This is a genomic window from Maridesulfovibrio salinus (assembly GCF_055394525.1).
The window spans coordinates 4,173,930-4,187,888 of sequence record NZ_AP042461.1; the positions used below are offsets into that span (position 1 = coordinate 4,173,930).

At 49.0% G+C, this 13,959-nt stretch carries 14 protein-coding genes; 3 read left to right on the forward strand and 11 right to left on the reverse strand.

The window, feature by feature from the left end:
* Positions 1-10: 10 nt before the first annotated feature.
* The 3 genes from ACZ5PW_RS19110 to ACZ5PW_RS19120 are packed head-to-tail and all read right to left on the reverse strand — an operon-like array spanning position 11 to position 3,037.
* Entirely contained in the window at positions 11-979 is a 969-nt protein-coding gene (locus tag ACZ5PW_RS19110) for a polyprenyl synthetase family protein (RefSeq protein WP_464556610.1), read from the reverse strand.
* A gap of 45 nt (positions 980-1,024) precedes the next feature.
* Entirely contained in the window at positions 1,025-1,723 is a 699-nt protein-coding gene (gene mqnB / locus ACZ5PW_RS19115; protein WP_464556611.1) for a futalosine hydrolase, read from the reverse strand.
* A gap of 3 nt (positions 1,724-1,726) precedes the next feature.
* Positions 1,727-3,037 (reverse strand): nucleotide sugar dehydrogenase, encoded by a 1,311-nt coding sequence (locus ACZ5PW_RS19120; protein WP_464556612.1) that lies wholly within the window; start codon positions 3,035-3,037, stop codon positions 1,727-1,729.
* Positions 3,038-3,176: 139 nt separating this feature from the next.
* Here ACZ5PW_RS19120 and ACZ5PW_RS19125 point away from each other — a divergent pair, with 139 nt between their 5' ends.
* Positions 3,177-3,386, forward strand: a complete 210-nt coding sequence (locus ACZ5PW_RS19125; protein ID WP_464560455.1) for a DUF2065 domain-containing protein — start codon at positions 3,177-3,179, stop codon at positions 3,384-3,386.
* Between the two features lie 8 nt (positions 3,387-3,394).
* On the opposite strand, the gene ACZ5PW_RS19130 is transcribed toward ACZ5PW_RS19125, so the two are convergent.
* The 8 genes from ACZ5PW_RS19130 to ahbB all read right to left on the reverse strand — a co-directional run bounded on the left by ACZ5PW_RS19130 (position 3,395) and on the right by ahbB (position 11,606).
* Positions 3,395-4,123 carry a ubiquinone/menaquinone biosynthesis methyltransferase gene (locus ACZ5PW_RS19130; protein WP_464556613.1) on the reverse strand — a complete coding sequence of 243 codons (729 nt, stop codon included), beginning with the start codon at positions 4,121-4,123 and terminating at the stop codon, positions 3,395-3,397.
* 4 nt (positions 4,124-4,127) lie between these two features.
* A complete protein-coding gene (locus ACZ5PW_RS19135; RefSeq protein WP_464556614.1) occupies positions 4,128-4,310 on the reverse strand; it encodes a hypothetical protein in 183 nt (60 codons plus the stop codon).
* Between the two features lie 276 nt (positions 4,311-4,586).
* Entirely contained in the window at positions 4,587-7,151 is a 2,565-nt protein-coding gene (locus ACZ5PW_RS19140; RefSeq protein WP_464556615.1) for a midas domain-containing protein, read from the reverse strand.
* Positions 7,152-7,222: 71 nt separating this feature from the next.
* Positions 7,223-7,624, reverse strand: coding sequence for a cytochrome c3 family protein (locus ACZ5PW_RS19145; protein ID WP_464556616.1), 402 nt, complete (start codon positions 7,622-7,624; stop codon positions 7,223-7,225).
* 140 nt (positions 7,625-7,764) lie between these two features.
* Complete coding sequence (cobJ, locus tag ACZ5PW_RS19150; protein ID WP_464556617.1) at positions 7,765-8,604, reverse strand: precorrin-3B C(17)-methyltransferase; 840 nt, start codon at positions 8,602-8,604, stop codon at positions 7,765-7,767.
* A complete protein-coding gene (locus ACZ5PW_RS19155; protein WP_464556618.1) occupies positions 8,499-9,530 on the reverse strand; it encodes a cobalt-precorrin 5A hydrolase in 1,032 nt (343 codons plus the stop codon). The genes cobJ and ACZ5PW_RS19155 overlap by 106 nt, the downstream gene beginning before the upstream one ends.
* A 140-nt stretch (positions 9,531-9,670) precedes the next feature.
* Complete coding sequence (hemL, locus tag ACZ5PW_RS19160) at positions 9,671-10,939, reverse strand: glutamate-1-semialdehyde 2,1-aminomutase (RefSeq protein ID WP_464556619.1); 1,269 nt, start codon at positions 10,937-10,939, stop codon at positions 9,671-9,673.
* A gap of 181 nt (positions 10,940-11,120) precedes the next feature.
* The gene (ahbB, locus tag ACZ5PW_RS19165; protein ID WP_464556620.1) at positions 11,121-11,606 is read right to left on the reverse strand and encodes a siroheme decarboxylase subunit beta; all 486 of its coding nucleotides are present in this window, start codon (positions 11,604-11,606) and stop codon (positions 11,121-11,123) included.
* Positions 11,607-11,912: 306 nt separating this feature from the next.
* Between ahbB and ACZ5PW_RS19170 the strand changes: the two genes are divergently transcribed.
* Both ACZ5PW_RS19170 and ACZ5PW_RS19175 read left to right on the forward strand, forming a co-directional pair.
* Entirely contained in the window at positions 11,913-12,482 is a 570-nt protein-coding gene (locus ACZ5PW_RS19170) for a cytochrome c3 family protein (RefSeq protein ID WP_464556621.1), read from the forward strand.
* An 18-nt stretch (positions 12,483-12,500) separates the two neighbouring features.
* Entirely contained in the window at positions 12,501-13,853 is a 1,353-nt protein-coding gene (locus tag ACZ5PW_RS19175; RefSeq protein ID WP_464556622.1) for a multiheme c-type cytochrome, read from the forward strand.
* The last annotated feature ends 106 nt before the right edge of the window (positions 13,854-13,959 follow it).

Below are 13,959 nucleotides of genomic sequence, written 5' to 3' on the forward strand. Positions count from 1 at the left end.
TGCCGTACACCTACTTGCTACGGGTCAATACAAAATCCGCGGCCTGTTTCAGCACCATGAGTTCGTGCGTGTCAGGAAGAGGTTCAAGGCATTCTTTCGCTTTCTCAATATAGTCAGCAGCATATTGCCTTGTTCTAACGCCAAGTTCATTCTTTCTGATTTCTGCCAGAACTTTCTCGCGCTGAGCATCTGACAGGGTGCGGTTCTTGATTCCGGCCAATAATTCTTCGGCCTCATTATCTTGTAACATTTCGAGATAAAGAATCAAAGGTAAAGTGACTTTACCTTCCCTGAGGTCGCCACCTTCAGGCTTACCAGTATCATTTGACGGGGATTCATAATCAAGAGCATCGTCAACAAGCTGAAAGGCAATTCCCATATTGAGCCCGAAATTACCGACTGCGTCTTCCAGACTGCGGTCATCACAGGCAAGGGCAGCGCCGATGCGACATGAAGTCTCAATAAGTCTCGCGGTTTTGCCTATGATGATCTCCATATAGGTTTCACGATCCATCAAGGGCTCGGAAATATGTGCAATTTCGCGGATTTCGCCCTCTGCAGTGGCCATGATTCCGGAAGCAAGAATAGAGCTTATACGGGTTTTACCGTATTCAGCCCCGATGCGGTTGGCCAGGGCCAGAAGGACATCCCCGGCAAGAACGGTTTCAGTAGTACCAAAAACAAGGTGGGAGGCTTCAACCCCTCTGCGCAGATCCGCGTCATCCAGAATGTCATCATGCAGCAAAGTTGCAGCATGAAGCAGTTCCAGAGAGCAGGCCAGCGGATAGATGTCGTTTTTTCCGTACCCAAGGCCCCTTGCAGAAAGGATGGTAAGAACCGGGCGAATGCGTTTACCCGGAGCCAGCAGAACATGTCTCGCGACTCCTTTAACCAACCCTTCAAGCTTAGCGGTTTCTTCATCAATAAAACCGTTAATATGAGGCAACTCTTTTTCAAAATAGGCTAATAACTCAGTCATCCGCGTATGAATTATCCCGGTTGAGGAGAATCATGCAAAACAAAATTACCTGAACAGCCCGGAACAGACCCGGCCTAATTCGGCCAGAGCTCCGCGCAGATTCCAGTCCCTGCTTTCCCGTGATCCCACAATGTTAGAAACGGCCCTCAGCTCACAGATATCCACTCCCTCAAGGGCACAGGCATATGCTGCGGCAAAACCTTCCATATTTTCCAGATCCGCCCCATATTCATTCCTGAATCTGGCTGCGGCATCAGCAGTGGCGGTAACCCCGCTCACTGTCAAAGATACAGCTTCGGGCAGTTTTGCCAATCGGTCAAGTCCTGAATTACCGAGACTTTCACCGGACAGCATCCCCACCCTGTCCCAGACAGCCTCGCCGTTGATTTCAGCCAGACTGAACCCGATACCTTTCGGGTCAACCTTATCCCCGGTCTTGAGACCGTACTCCGGCCAGATCTCAGTAGAGACCATGCAGGAACTGCCCACTGGGAAATTCAGGGGATCAAAAGTCCCCGCGACTCCGGCAAGTACTACAATCCCCGGATTGTTTACTGCCAAAGCCTGTCCAAGAGCAAAAGCGGTATTCACAACTCCGATTCCGGTCACAAGCAACAGTGCGGACCGCCCGCCAAGATCAACCGCAAGCGGTTTACCCTGGGGCAGTGGCGGCAGTTTCATGATCCCGCCTATGGCGGATTTCATTTCCTTAACTGTTGCTGTGACGAGAAGAATCGGCTTCAAATTTTAAAGTCTCCAGTGCTTGATCCCGGCTTCCCTGAGTTCTTCGCGATCGAAGAAACCTTTAACATCAATAATCAAGGCCTTCTCAGGGGAACTGAACCATCCTTTGATTTCATCAAGACTGATCTTACGATACTCATCATGGGAAACCGCAAGGATCACAGCGTCAAGGTCATGATACTCGTCAAATGAAACAGTTTTGAGCCCGTATTCCTCAACAGCTTCCTCGGGATCAGCGTAAGCGTCATGAACCAGAACGTTGACACCGAAAGATTCCAGTTCTGCAACGACATCCACAACTTTGGTGTTGCGCAGATCAGGAACATTTTCCTTGAAGGTCAATCCCAGAATTCCCACACGGGCATTTTTAACCTTACTGTCGCCGTTGATCATCTGTTTGACAGTGGTATCAGCGATATATTTACCAACAGAGTCGTTGATTTTACGCCCGGCAAGGATTACCTGAGGATGATAGCCGATAGCCTCGGCCTTAGTGGTCAGGTAGTAGGGATCAACACCGATGCAGTGCCCTCCGACCAAACCCGGACGAAACGGCAGGAAATTCCATTTTGTTCCGGCGGCCTCAAGAACATCAAGAGTGTCAATATCCATCTTATCGAAAATCATGGACAATTCATTCATGAGCGCAATGTTAAGGTCACGCTGAGTATTCTCGATAACCTTTGCGGCCTCGGCAACCTTGATGCAGGAAGCCCGATGTGTCCCGGCTGTGATAATCGAGGAATACAGCTGGTCCAGAAGCTCTGCAACTTCATCATTGTTACCTGCGACTACCTTCACGATTGTCTGGAGCGTATGCTCCCGGTCACCGGGGTTGATCCGCTCGGGAGAATAGCCCACTCCGAACTGCTCTCCGTATTTAAGCCCGGAATTTTCTTCCAGAAGAGGCACGCAGATATCTTCGGTCAGTCCCGGATAAACAGTAGATTCGTATACAACAATGCAGCCTTCAGACATGTACTGGCCAACCATCTTGGAGGCACCGACCACCGGGCGAAGGTCAGGGTTGCGTGCTTCGTCAATAGGAGTAGGGACAGCAACAACTATCACACCACAATCCTTGAGGTCGGCGGGATCGCAACTGAACTCCACATAATTATGGAAGTCGTTCTCAAGCACTTCATTGGTGCGGTCAAAACCGGTACGCAGTTCTTTCACCCTCTGCTCTGAGATGTCAAACCCGAGGACTTTGAACTGACGGCCAAGAGCCACCGCAAGAGGCAGGCCAACGTACCCGAGCCCCACAACACCGACAGTTGTTTTCTTATCTTTAATATCTTCAAATCTGATCATAATACATAATCCTCATATATTTAGTCTCCGGGATTGCCCGGTTTTCATTTACTATAATGATTGTGAAAATTTTTACTAAAGCAACTCTTCGGATAAGGGGGTGGACAGAATCTTAAAGCGCATATACAAGTCATTTATTATGCACATTGACTGGCCCTTTCTACTGTCCGCCTTAGGTCTGGCCTTCATTATCGAAGGGATACCGTATTTTCTTTTTTCTGAGCGCATGCCCAGAATACTGATCTCTATTATTGAAAGAGGTCCACGGCAGCTCCGAATCCTTGGGCTAATAGCGATGATATTCGGCCTGCTGCTCATCTCTTTCGGCCAATCGCTGTCCGAACTCTGAGCAGCAGCCTAATCACTTTTTTCCGCAACGTGAATATAAACAATTCCTGAAAGCAAGGGCACAAACATAACGCGACCGAAACCGGCCTTGCGTAATTCTTCGCCCAGAGCCCTCTCATCAGGAAAGGCGCGGATGGTGTCTGCAAGGTAGGAATAGGCCCCGGAATCACCGGAAACCACTTTGCCCAGCAGCGGCAGAACCTTGTTCAGATAAAAATTGTAAACACCTTTCCAGATCCGCTTACTTCCGGAACCGAACTCCAGAATACAGAAACGGGCACCGGGCTTGAGCGCCCTGAGAACCTCGCTGTATGCTTCTTCTCTGGGAAGTATATTTCTTATTCCGAAAGCGATTGTAGCGCCGTCAAGGCAATTATCAGGCAGGGGAAGCTTCTTGCCGTCAGCCTGAACAGGAGCGATCACCCGGCTGCGCCATTCTTTTTTGCCTTCCAGCTTTTTATTCTTCCCACAGTGCAGCATAGGATAAGCAAAGTCCATGGCCAGAACTTTCTGATCAGGATACTGGCGCATCAATTCAACAGACACATCAAGTGTCCCGGCTGCAAGGTCCAGAATAAGACCGTTTTTCTTTGGGCGTACAAGCTTGACCAACCGATAGCGCCAGTAGACATCCTGCCCGGCACTCAGAAAATGATTCAGGAAGTCGTACCAGCCGGCAATGCGGCCGAACATGGCAGCGACTTTTCTGCCATGCTCCTGATGAGATGAATCGACCATCTATTTATGCTTCTCCCTTATCTTCAGCGGCGAGAACATCCTGCTGCTCTTTAACCGCAGCTACGACATCAGCATAAATAGAACTGAAATTTTCGGAAAAATTACTGGGGGAAATACGTCCAACCTCAATAAATTTGACAACTATTTCCTTAGTTACCTGCAAAGCCTGCTTCTGAATTTTATCCATAATATTATATCCTTGCGTTGGCTGAAAACCCCGCCCGGTGGGAAATGGCCACGACCTCCACAGGTAGGGCGCCGGGCGGGTAAAAAGAATGAAACCTTTTAAGCACCACTCTTTTGAGAGGCTCTTTAGCATGAGACCCCCAAATAGTCGACCCGCATAACGGCTGAAAAACAATTATCCGGTGTTGAAAATAACACCCGCCCATAAATCAAATCGGTCCGCCAGACAAAAGTCCGGCGGACCGATCCATTCGATCTTTATTATAATTTATTGAAGCTAATCTTCCAGTTCACGAGCCAGAGCGGCAATTTCCTCACGGATGATGCGTGCAGCTTCGGCAGGAACTGCCCTTTCAAGCTTCTCAGAAAGGACTTCATCAAGTGTAGTCTTGAAGGACTCCTCTATCTCACCTTTCATCTCATCTATTTTTTCAACAAGACGCGGAGCAAGGTAATCTTCTATATCTTCAGTAAGACGGCTCTTAATACGATAGAAAGCCGTGGAATCAGGATCAAGTTCTTTTTCGAGAACCTTTCCGACCATTTCCTCAATATCCGGAGCTTCTTCCAGCTTCTCCTCCGTCGAGGCAAGTCTGGACTCCAGTTCAGAAACGGCATTACCTCTTTCTTCTATGAGAGACTCAAAGCCTGCAAGCCGGGGTTCATGGTCAGGTACCTGCTCAAGTTTTGCTTCAAGCTCAGCAAGCCGCTCTTCCGGATCGGGAATCGCAGAGACTTTGTCTTCCAAAGCAGCTATCCTCGACTCAGGATCAGGCAGTTCATCCAACTTCTCTTTCATTTCAGAAATTCGAGACTCAGTTTCAGCCTGAATTTCACGCAATCCGACTTGAATCTTTTCCGCAACCCGTTCTTCCATGTCATCAGCAGCGATTGTTGCAATGGAAAGAACAGCGGCAGATTCAGGTTTTAAAGCCTCGCTGAGCTTCTGGCTTACGGACGAATCAACATCCACGCCCTGGGAGAGTTTTTCCTCCAGGGTCTGAATGTTCTCATTGAGTGAGGCGACAGAAGATTCCAAAGCAGCAACCTGTGATACCTTCTCTGTGGCGGCCTCAAGAGCGGCTTCAAGGGCAGCAATACGCTCATTGGCTTCATTAAGTGAAATTTCCAGACCTTCAGAACGTTTTGCAGCGGAGATAGCTTTTTCTTCAAGCTCGGCTACGACTGAATCTTCCCCTTCCTCTCCTGAGTGAGACTCAATTATGGCATCAATGTCAGGCATTCTGGACTCAAGCAGATCAAGTCTGTCAATCAACTCCTCAATTCTGGCTGAGTTGATCGCAACATCCTGCAGGTCAGCCGGGCATTCTTCAGACTCCTCAATATCTTCTTCATTCTCATCTTCAAAATCTGAAAAGTCTATATCAGCATCTTCAAGCAGTTCACCAAGATCGATGTCATCATCATCGAGACCAAGATCATCGTCATTCACCAGCTCAAGATCACCGGCGAAATCTATCCCTGAGTTATCTTCAGCAGGAACAGAGGCAGGTTCCTCAATGGATTCATCTGCTGTTTCCGGCACAGACTCAAGGTCAGGAGCTTTTTCCGCTGAGATGTCTATGACCTCTTTATCTTCCTGTGATTCATCTACTTCAGGAACAAGATCAATCTCAGACTCAGTTGAAGGCTGATTTTCTATATCGTAAACAGGCTCGGTTTCTATATCAGTCACAATATCGTCTTCAACAGCATCCACAACCGGTTCGGACTCCACTTCAGTAACGACAGGCGCTGATTCCTCTGCTGCGGGGGATTCATCAAGAGGCTCCAGTCCCTCTTCGGAAATTTCAATTTCTTCCTGCTCATCGCCAAGCAGGCTTTCAATGTCTTCGTCAGCCAGGACGTCTTCACCGATATCAACAAGCTCAACCTCGTCTTCAACAGAACCGAGCAGATCATCAAGCTCATCCGTATCATCGCCCTGCTGTTCATCAAGCAGCTTATCAAGATCTTCAACTTCGCTGTCGCCGTCAAAAAGATCATCAATTCCGCCATCATCTTCAGCGACAGTGGCAGCACCGCCCAGATCATCTATGAGATCATCAAGTCCTTCAGCGTCAAACTCTCCCTCTTCATTACCACCTTCACCAAGTACATCAGCTTCACCGAGATCAAAATCAATTTCGTCCTCTTCAGTGGCTGCTGAGACTTCGGCCTCAGGTTCAGCGGACACCGGCTCTGCAGCTTCCGCTTCGGAGAGATCGGAAATATTGTCTGCCTCTTCGGCAACTTCCCCTAAATCGAGGACATCACCTGCATCCTCCTCCCCGGCCGGGGCAGGACTGATATCGGCACTATCTTCAAGAACGTCATCAAGTTCACGCACAGTTTCGTCATCTTCCGCCTCAACGACATCATCCAAAACAAGTGCTTCGTCTTCAGCCTCTTCGTGAACATCGTCGAGTTCAATTGCATCATCTGCATTGTCCTCAACAACATCGTCCAGAACCAAGGCTTCATCATCAGCTTCGACAACATCGTCAAGCACCAGGAGATCTTCATCCCCAGAGTCATCCACAATATCGTCAAGCTCGATAAGGTCTTCACCGGACTCGTCCGCGACGTCATCAAGAACAAGCAAATCTTCGTCAGTGCCATCCTCAGCAACGTCATCAAGAACCAGAACGTCGTCCGAGTCATCCTCGGAGACCATCTCGGGTTCTTCCAATTCCAGATCTTCAGAAAAAAGGTCTTCAAGCTCCTGTTCAAAGCTCGCGTCAAGATCATCGGCTGCCGAGGTTTCGGTGAGCTCCTCAGCCACATCGCCGAGGTCAATGACCTCATCCTTACTCTGTTTTTCCGGTGAATCCGGGCTCATAAGCTACCCTTCCATAAAAAAAATTTAAAAAAGGGGGCTTGAAGCCCCCTTCCCTTAAAGCATCAAGAAACTTATTTCTTGGGGTGACAATCGCTGCACTTAGTGGGGCCGGTAGCCTTTTTGGCTTTCTTCATAGTCTTATGACAGCCAACACAGCTGAAGTCTGTTTTAGCGTGGAACGCAGAGTAGAAAGAAGTAGGCTTCCTTTTACCCTTTTTACTGGTGTCAGCGTGGCAGCCTTCAGCAGAACATTTTTTCACTTCAGACTTGCCGTCCCAGTTGTGGTGACACTTGGTACAGTCAACTGCAGCGTGAGCTTTGTGAGAAAAGTCAACGGGAGACTTTTTCATTTTAGCTCCGGCAGGTGCTTTCAGAACCATGTCACCGGGAGCATCAACAGCATACAGGCTGGGAAGAGCAAATGCGCATACCAGAGCAGCTGTTACCATGCAGATAAGCAGGGTCTTTTTCATCCTCAGTTCCTCCTTAAGAATAACGTTAACCTAATTACAGTCTTCTTGTGGATTTAATTTAGATAAAAAACCATGTCAAGCATGGTCACAAAAAATGACTTATTAAAATTAGCGGTATCAAATACTTATACAGGGCCAAATCAGATGTCATACTTGTTTGCGTAACCGCGTGGAGTAAGCATCATTCCTCCGACACCCCGTGTTGAAGAATTGCCTATTATCAGAACCGTTTGCATATCCACATCGTCTTCGTTGACACTGCCCAGATTCACTACCTGAACCATCTGGCCGTCTCTGTAAGCCCTGTTAACTATGCCGACCGGAGTTTCGGAATCACGATACCTGCTTATAATTTCGAGCGCATCTTTGAGGTGCCCGGCCCTTTTTCTTGACCGGGGATTATATATCGCTATCACAAAATCTGCGGAAGCCGCGCCTTCCAGCCTTTTCTCAATCTTCTCCCAAGGGGTAAGAAGATCACTCAGGCTTACAGATGCGAAATCATGCATAAGCGGGGCCCCCAGTAATGCCGCGGCAGCCGAGAAGGCCGGAATTCCGGGTATTACCTCAAAACCGACCCTTCCAAAAAGATCAGCCGCTTCAAGCAGTTCCATAACAAGACCGGCCATGGCATAAATTCCGGGATCTCCACTACACACCATAACAACTTTCCGGCCTGATACAGCTGTTTCAACAGCCTTACGACATCTTTCCACTTCAGCCATCATCCCTGTAGACATGACTTCCCGGCCCGCAAGTAGCTCTTCCGAAATAAGTTTAATATACCCTGTATAACCAACCACCGCATCAGATTCAATTATAGCCTGGCGGGCCTGCGGAGCCAGAAGACACTCATCCCCCGGGCCAAGCCCCACTACTTTGATACAACCTTTGCCAGAGCCGCAGTCACCCTCGCGCTTTTGGTTTTTGGTATCAGTATTTCCTTCGCATTTGCCATTTTCATTGCCGCCGCTTCGCATACGCCGCCGACTCCCATATGTTTCATTACCACCCCGGAAGGATTGGCAATGTCGATTTCATCAAGTTCCGCCGCTGTATAAAATTTCAGCTCAAGCCCCAGAATGTCAGCAGCTTCAATAAGCCCCTGCTCGTCTTTTTTGGCTTCAATTGATCCGATGCAAAAAACAGACTCAAGAGCTATTCTGTTCCGGTCCAGCATCGTATGAACCAACTCAAGGATCTCTCCTGCCGGAACTCCCCTCCTGCAGCCTATCCCAAGTGTAAGACAGCGCGGGTAAAGGGGTAATACCGTTTCTGCTTTTTCATCATTCTGCCAGCCAACCATAATACCGCACCTTGATTCCGACAGAATATCCACACTCTCAACAGGATAAAAAAAATCTCCCAGATCCGATATATTCAAAAAACTGTCAGGATCATAAAAAGGAACCTTCTCTCCATCCAGAAGAGCGGAATTAACATGCTTGATTAAACCTATATCACCGATAACCAGCCCGGCCTTACGTGCCAGAAGGTCTATTGACGGCACTCCGGCACAATCCGTAGCGGTAGTTATCACAGGAGCGGAGCCGATTTTATCACCAACCAGCCGGGCAAGCTCATTGGCCCCGCCCAGATGACCTGAAACAAGACTGACCGCGAACTTCCCGCCCTGATCAAGCACAACGACAGCCGGGTCCTCAGCCTTGTTTTTCAGGTGAGGAGCAATCATGCGCACAACGATTCCAGAAGCGGCAATGAAGACATGCCCTTCGTAAGCGGAAAACGTATCGGCAACCAGATCGGTAAGCGACTTGAACGGGGTGTCTCCATCAGCAGCATAGCGGTGCAAAATGAAGCAATCTGCCCCAAGCTTGCAAGCCAAGCGGCGACCCAGGTCAGCACCTCTGTCAGTCAAAGCATATACGGCTACTCGCATTTTCATTTAAACTACCAAAAGAAATACGGGAGGAGCTGCCTCCCCCCGTATTTCATCTTTTAAAATAAATCCCATTCGGCCCATTCGGCCTATTCGGATAATGCGCCAGTCCCGTTAAAAAAATAGGGGACATTTTCAGAATCCGGCTAACCTTTAAAACTTTTAACAGCTTCCAGAGTAGCTTCGTAATCAGCTTCGCTATGTGCAAAGGAAGTGAAAGTACACTCAAAGCTTGAGGGGGCAAGGTTCACACCGTTATCGCGCATGTGGCGGTAAAACTTGGAATAAAGCTCTGCATCACCGGTTTTCGCAGATTCAAAATCAGTCACTTCCTGATCGGTGAAGAACAGGGTAAAGATGGAAGCAATGTGATTGAGGGTAACCTTGAAACCGCTCTCCTCGAGGGCAGCTTTCATATCCTTGGCAAGCTTGAGAGTCCGGGCTTCCAGAGCATCATAATCCTGCTTCTGCAGGGCCCGCAAAGTTGCAATCCCCGCAGCCATGGCAACCGGGTTACCGGAAAGAGTTCCTGCCTGATAGACATCACCACAGGGGGCAATGCGGCTCATGTATTCCTTTTTACCGCCATAGCAGCCTACGGGAAAACCGCCGCCGATGATCTTACCCATGGTTGTCAGGTCAGCCTCTACATTGAATCTGGGGCCTACACCACCGGAGGTGACACGGAATCCGGTGATAACTTCATCGAAAATGAGCAGCGCACCGTGTTCATCGCAAATTGCTCGCAAGCCTTCGAGAAAACCTTTCGCAGGAAGTACAAGCCCCATATTACCGGCTACAGGCTCGACAATGATAGCAGCAATATTTTTGCCTTCCTTTTCAAAAAGGACCTTTACGGCTTCAAGGTCATTGTATGGAGCAAGCAGGGTATCCTTTACGGTCCCTTCGGGCACGCCGGGAGTTCCGGGGATGGAAAAAGTAGCCACTCCCGACCCCGCACTGGCAAGAAAACAATCGCTGTGTCCGTGATAACAGCCCTCAAACTTGAGAACCTTTTCACGACCGGTAATACCACGCGCCAGACGCAGAGCAGACATGGTCGCTTCTGTTCCGGAGTTGACCATGCGAACCATCTCGATCGATGGAACCATTTTCACAATTTCTTCGGCCAGTTCGATTTCGCCCGGGCAGGGAGCCCCAAAGCTTGAGCCGAGATCAACTGCTTTATGGGCAGCTTCAGTGATATCTGCATAGTTGTGACCGAGCATCATTGGGCCCCAGCTCATGACAAAATCGATAAGTTCCTGACCGTCTACAGACCACATACGGCTGCCGTCAGCCTTTTCGATAAACAGCGGCTCGCAACCAACGGATTTACATGCCCTTACCGGACTGTTCACACCACCGGGCAGCAGCTCCTGCGCCCGTTTGAAAAGATCGCATGATGAAGCCATTCGAAACTCCTTATGAAATTTGATGCGCCTAGCGCTTTTTATCAGGTACCTTCGGCGGGCCTGTGAGAGGAATTACCTTCTCTTAAAAGGTTCACTACCCCCGGACTTTTTATCCGGTCCCGCCGATGGCGCTATACGTTATGCTGGGATATCAGACGGTAATCCCGATCATTTATTATATTTACTTTTCCTCAAAATAGACCATTGAGGTCTTTTTAAGCTCTTTAAGACTGCGAAGGATGCAGTTATCGGTAATCCCAGTCTGTTTTTCAAGTTCGGCAACAACATTCCTGTAGTCGTCCGGACCTTTACCATGAATCATTGTGTAGAGATTGTAGGGCCAGTCTTCATAAGTCAGACGCAGGTAACAGTGACTTATTTCAGGCCGTGCGGCCATGAGTTCACCGACTTTCTCAGGCTCCTGATCCTCAGTAACACGCCATGCAACCATGGCGTTTGCGCCATAACCTGCTTTCTGGTGCCTCAGGGTAGCACCGAATCGGCGGATAATTTTATCCCCTTTCAAACGCTGCAGAAGATCAAGAACGTCCTGTTCGGAGCAGCCGACCTGAGCGGCAATATCTGCATAGGGTGTGGCACTGCGGGACAGATCCGTCCCGGCCAATGCCAGAATATTATGTTCCAGTTCAGTAAATTTTTTCGCCATATCCCATCCTTGACTATGGCCCGGAAAAACGCGGGCCGGATTCGTTTATGCAATCAGCATGTTGATACCTTCATATCGATTCATCCTCAAGCCCCGTGGGCCAATTATTTATTTTGAAGACCCCAAATGATTTTCGCTTGAGAATTCCACAATCGAACCTTGTTTTTTGACTTAAGTCATAGACCCAAAATAAGCACCATGGCATACTTAGAGATATTTAACCTTTATACTAGGAGGTCTGTTTTATTTTTCCCAATTGAATGAGGACATTAGAGATAACTCCTAACAGCATGGAGGTAACTGGAAATGCCGGTAAACCCTAAAAAGAAGGGGAAAGGCGGATTCAGTCGCAGATGGCGTTGGGGAGTTGTATCGGGGCTTATGATTGCTGTTATTACCGTGCTCGCATCTGGGTATATGGTCGATGTCACCAACACTGACGTCTTCTGCCAGACCTGCCACGCCATGAAACCGTTCAGGGCATCTTGGCAGAAATCCGTGCATGGGGGGCAGAACCCGCAGGGCTTCGCAGCACAATGCGTAGACTGTCATCTGCCGCACGGAAACTTTGTGGAATATCTGACCACAAAAGCTATTACCGGAACACATGACGTAATCATGAACCTCATCATCGACCCGGCCGAACACGACTGGGCCGCCAATGCAGAGAAGAACAGGTTGAAGTTCACCTATGACAGCGCCTGCAGGCACTGCCATAAAATACTTGAACCTGTCGGCGTAAAGCCGGGAGCTCTTCTCGCCCACCGGGCTTATCTCTACGGACAGACCGACAAAAAATGCGCAAGTTGTCACCCGCATGTCGGTCACAAAGACATGATTGAAATGGCAAACAAGTTCTTCAAAAAGGACTTATGATTCCAACTGGGGGTAATCATGTTGAGACAGATGAGAAATACTATGGCGATTGCTTTGGCAATCGTACTGTCTGCAGCTGTATGTTCTGCTGCGGACGCGCCTTTTCCCAACCTTGCACCCAAAGAGCTGGTTGTGAAAAGGGGGTACACTGAAGAAGCTACCAGTTGTATTGAGTGTCACGCAAAGAAGACACCCGGAATTGTTGAAAACTGGAAAATGGGAAAAATGGCTCATGCCACTGTTTCCTGTTACGACTGCCATGTCGTGGAAAAGACCTCACCAATGGCCAGCCAGTGTGAAGGTATCAAGGGTACTGAAATCTATATTTCTCCCATGGTTTCTTCCAAAACATGTTCGCGCTGCCACCCACAGGAAGTGGAGCAGTTCCAGAAGAGTGGACATGCCAAACTGGCAGGTGCGCCTGTTATTGAAAACAAAAAGTTCCAAAAACTGATGTACTACTATGAAGGCGGAGTCTTCATGGGTGTGAAGGAAGGTTCAGGCGCTAGTATGGCCGCCCGTGCATCCGGATGCCAGATGTGTCACGGTACACAGGTTGAACTGGGACCGGACAACAAACCCATCAAACAGACCTGGCCCGGTGGTGTAGGTACACGTTATCCAGACGGTTCCATCGGAACCTGCACAGTCTGCCACACCAGACACCAGTTCTCCATTGAAGAAGCCCGTAAGCCCTCCGCCTGCGGAGCCTGCCACCTCGGACCTGACCATCCGCAAAAGGAAATCTATGAAGAATCCAAACACGGTCAGTTCTATGAAGCCCACGGCGAAGAGTGGAAATGGGACAGTGCTCCCGACACATGGCAGCCCGGTGACTATGAAGCTCCGACATGTGCGGTATGCCATATGTCAGGAATAGGAGAACTCAACACCACCCATAACGTCAACGAGCGTCTCAAGTGGGACCTCATGCATAAGAAGAGTGTGATCCGCAGCGGTGTGCGTGGTGATGGTGAGAAAGGCGACAAGCTCATGCGTAAAGTATGTGCCAACTGCCACGGCAAGACTCACACTGATGTCCAGCGCAAAGTCCTTGATGATGCTGTCGACCTTTACAACAGCTACTGGGACGGTGCGGTCAAGATGAAGACGGAACTTGAAGAGAAGGGACTCCTGATCAAAGACGATCCATGGAATGACGGTTTTCAGGAGCTGGAGTACTATCTCTGGCATCACTGTGGCCGACGCGCCCGCCACGGAACCGCCATGAACGGTCCGGACTATTCACACTGGCACGGCTTCTTCCAGGTCTTCCAGGTCTATAAAGACATGCAGAAAATCTACGAATACCGGATCAAACACGGTAAAATAGAAGAAATGTCCCATGTCATGAGTCCTGGTCCGATTTAAAAACCAGCCACCAAGACAATTGCCTCAAATGAAAGCTCTCCGGCTAAGTTCCGGAGGGCTTTCTTTTTCCATGGACTTATGGAATTGCCGTTATAACCTCTGTTTT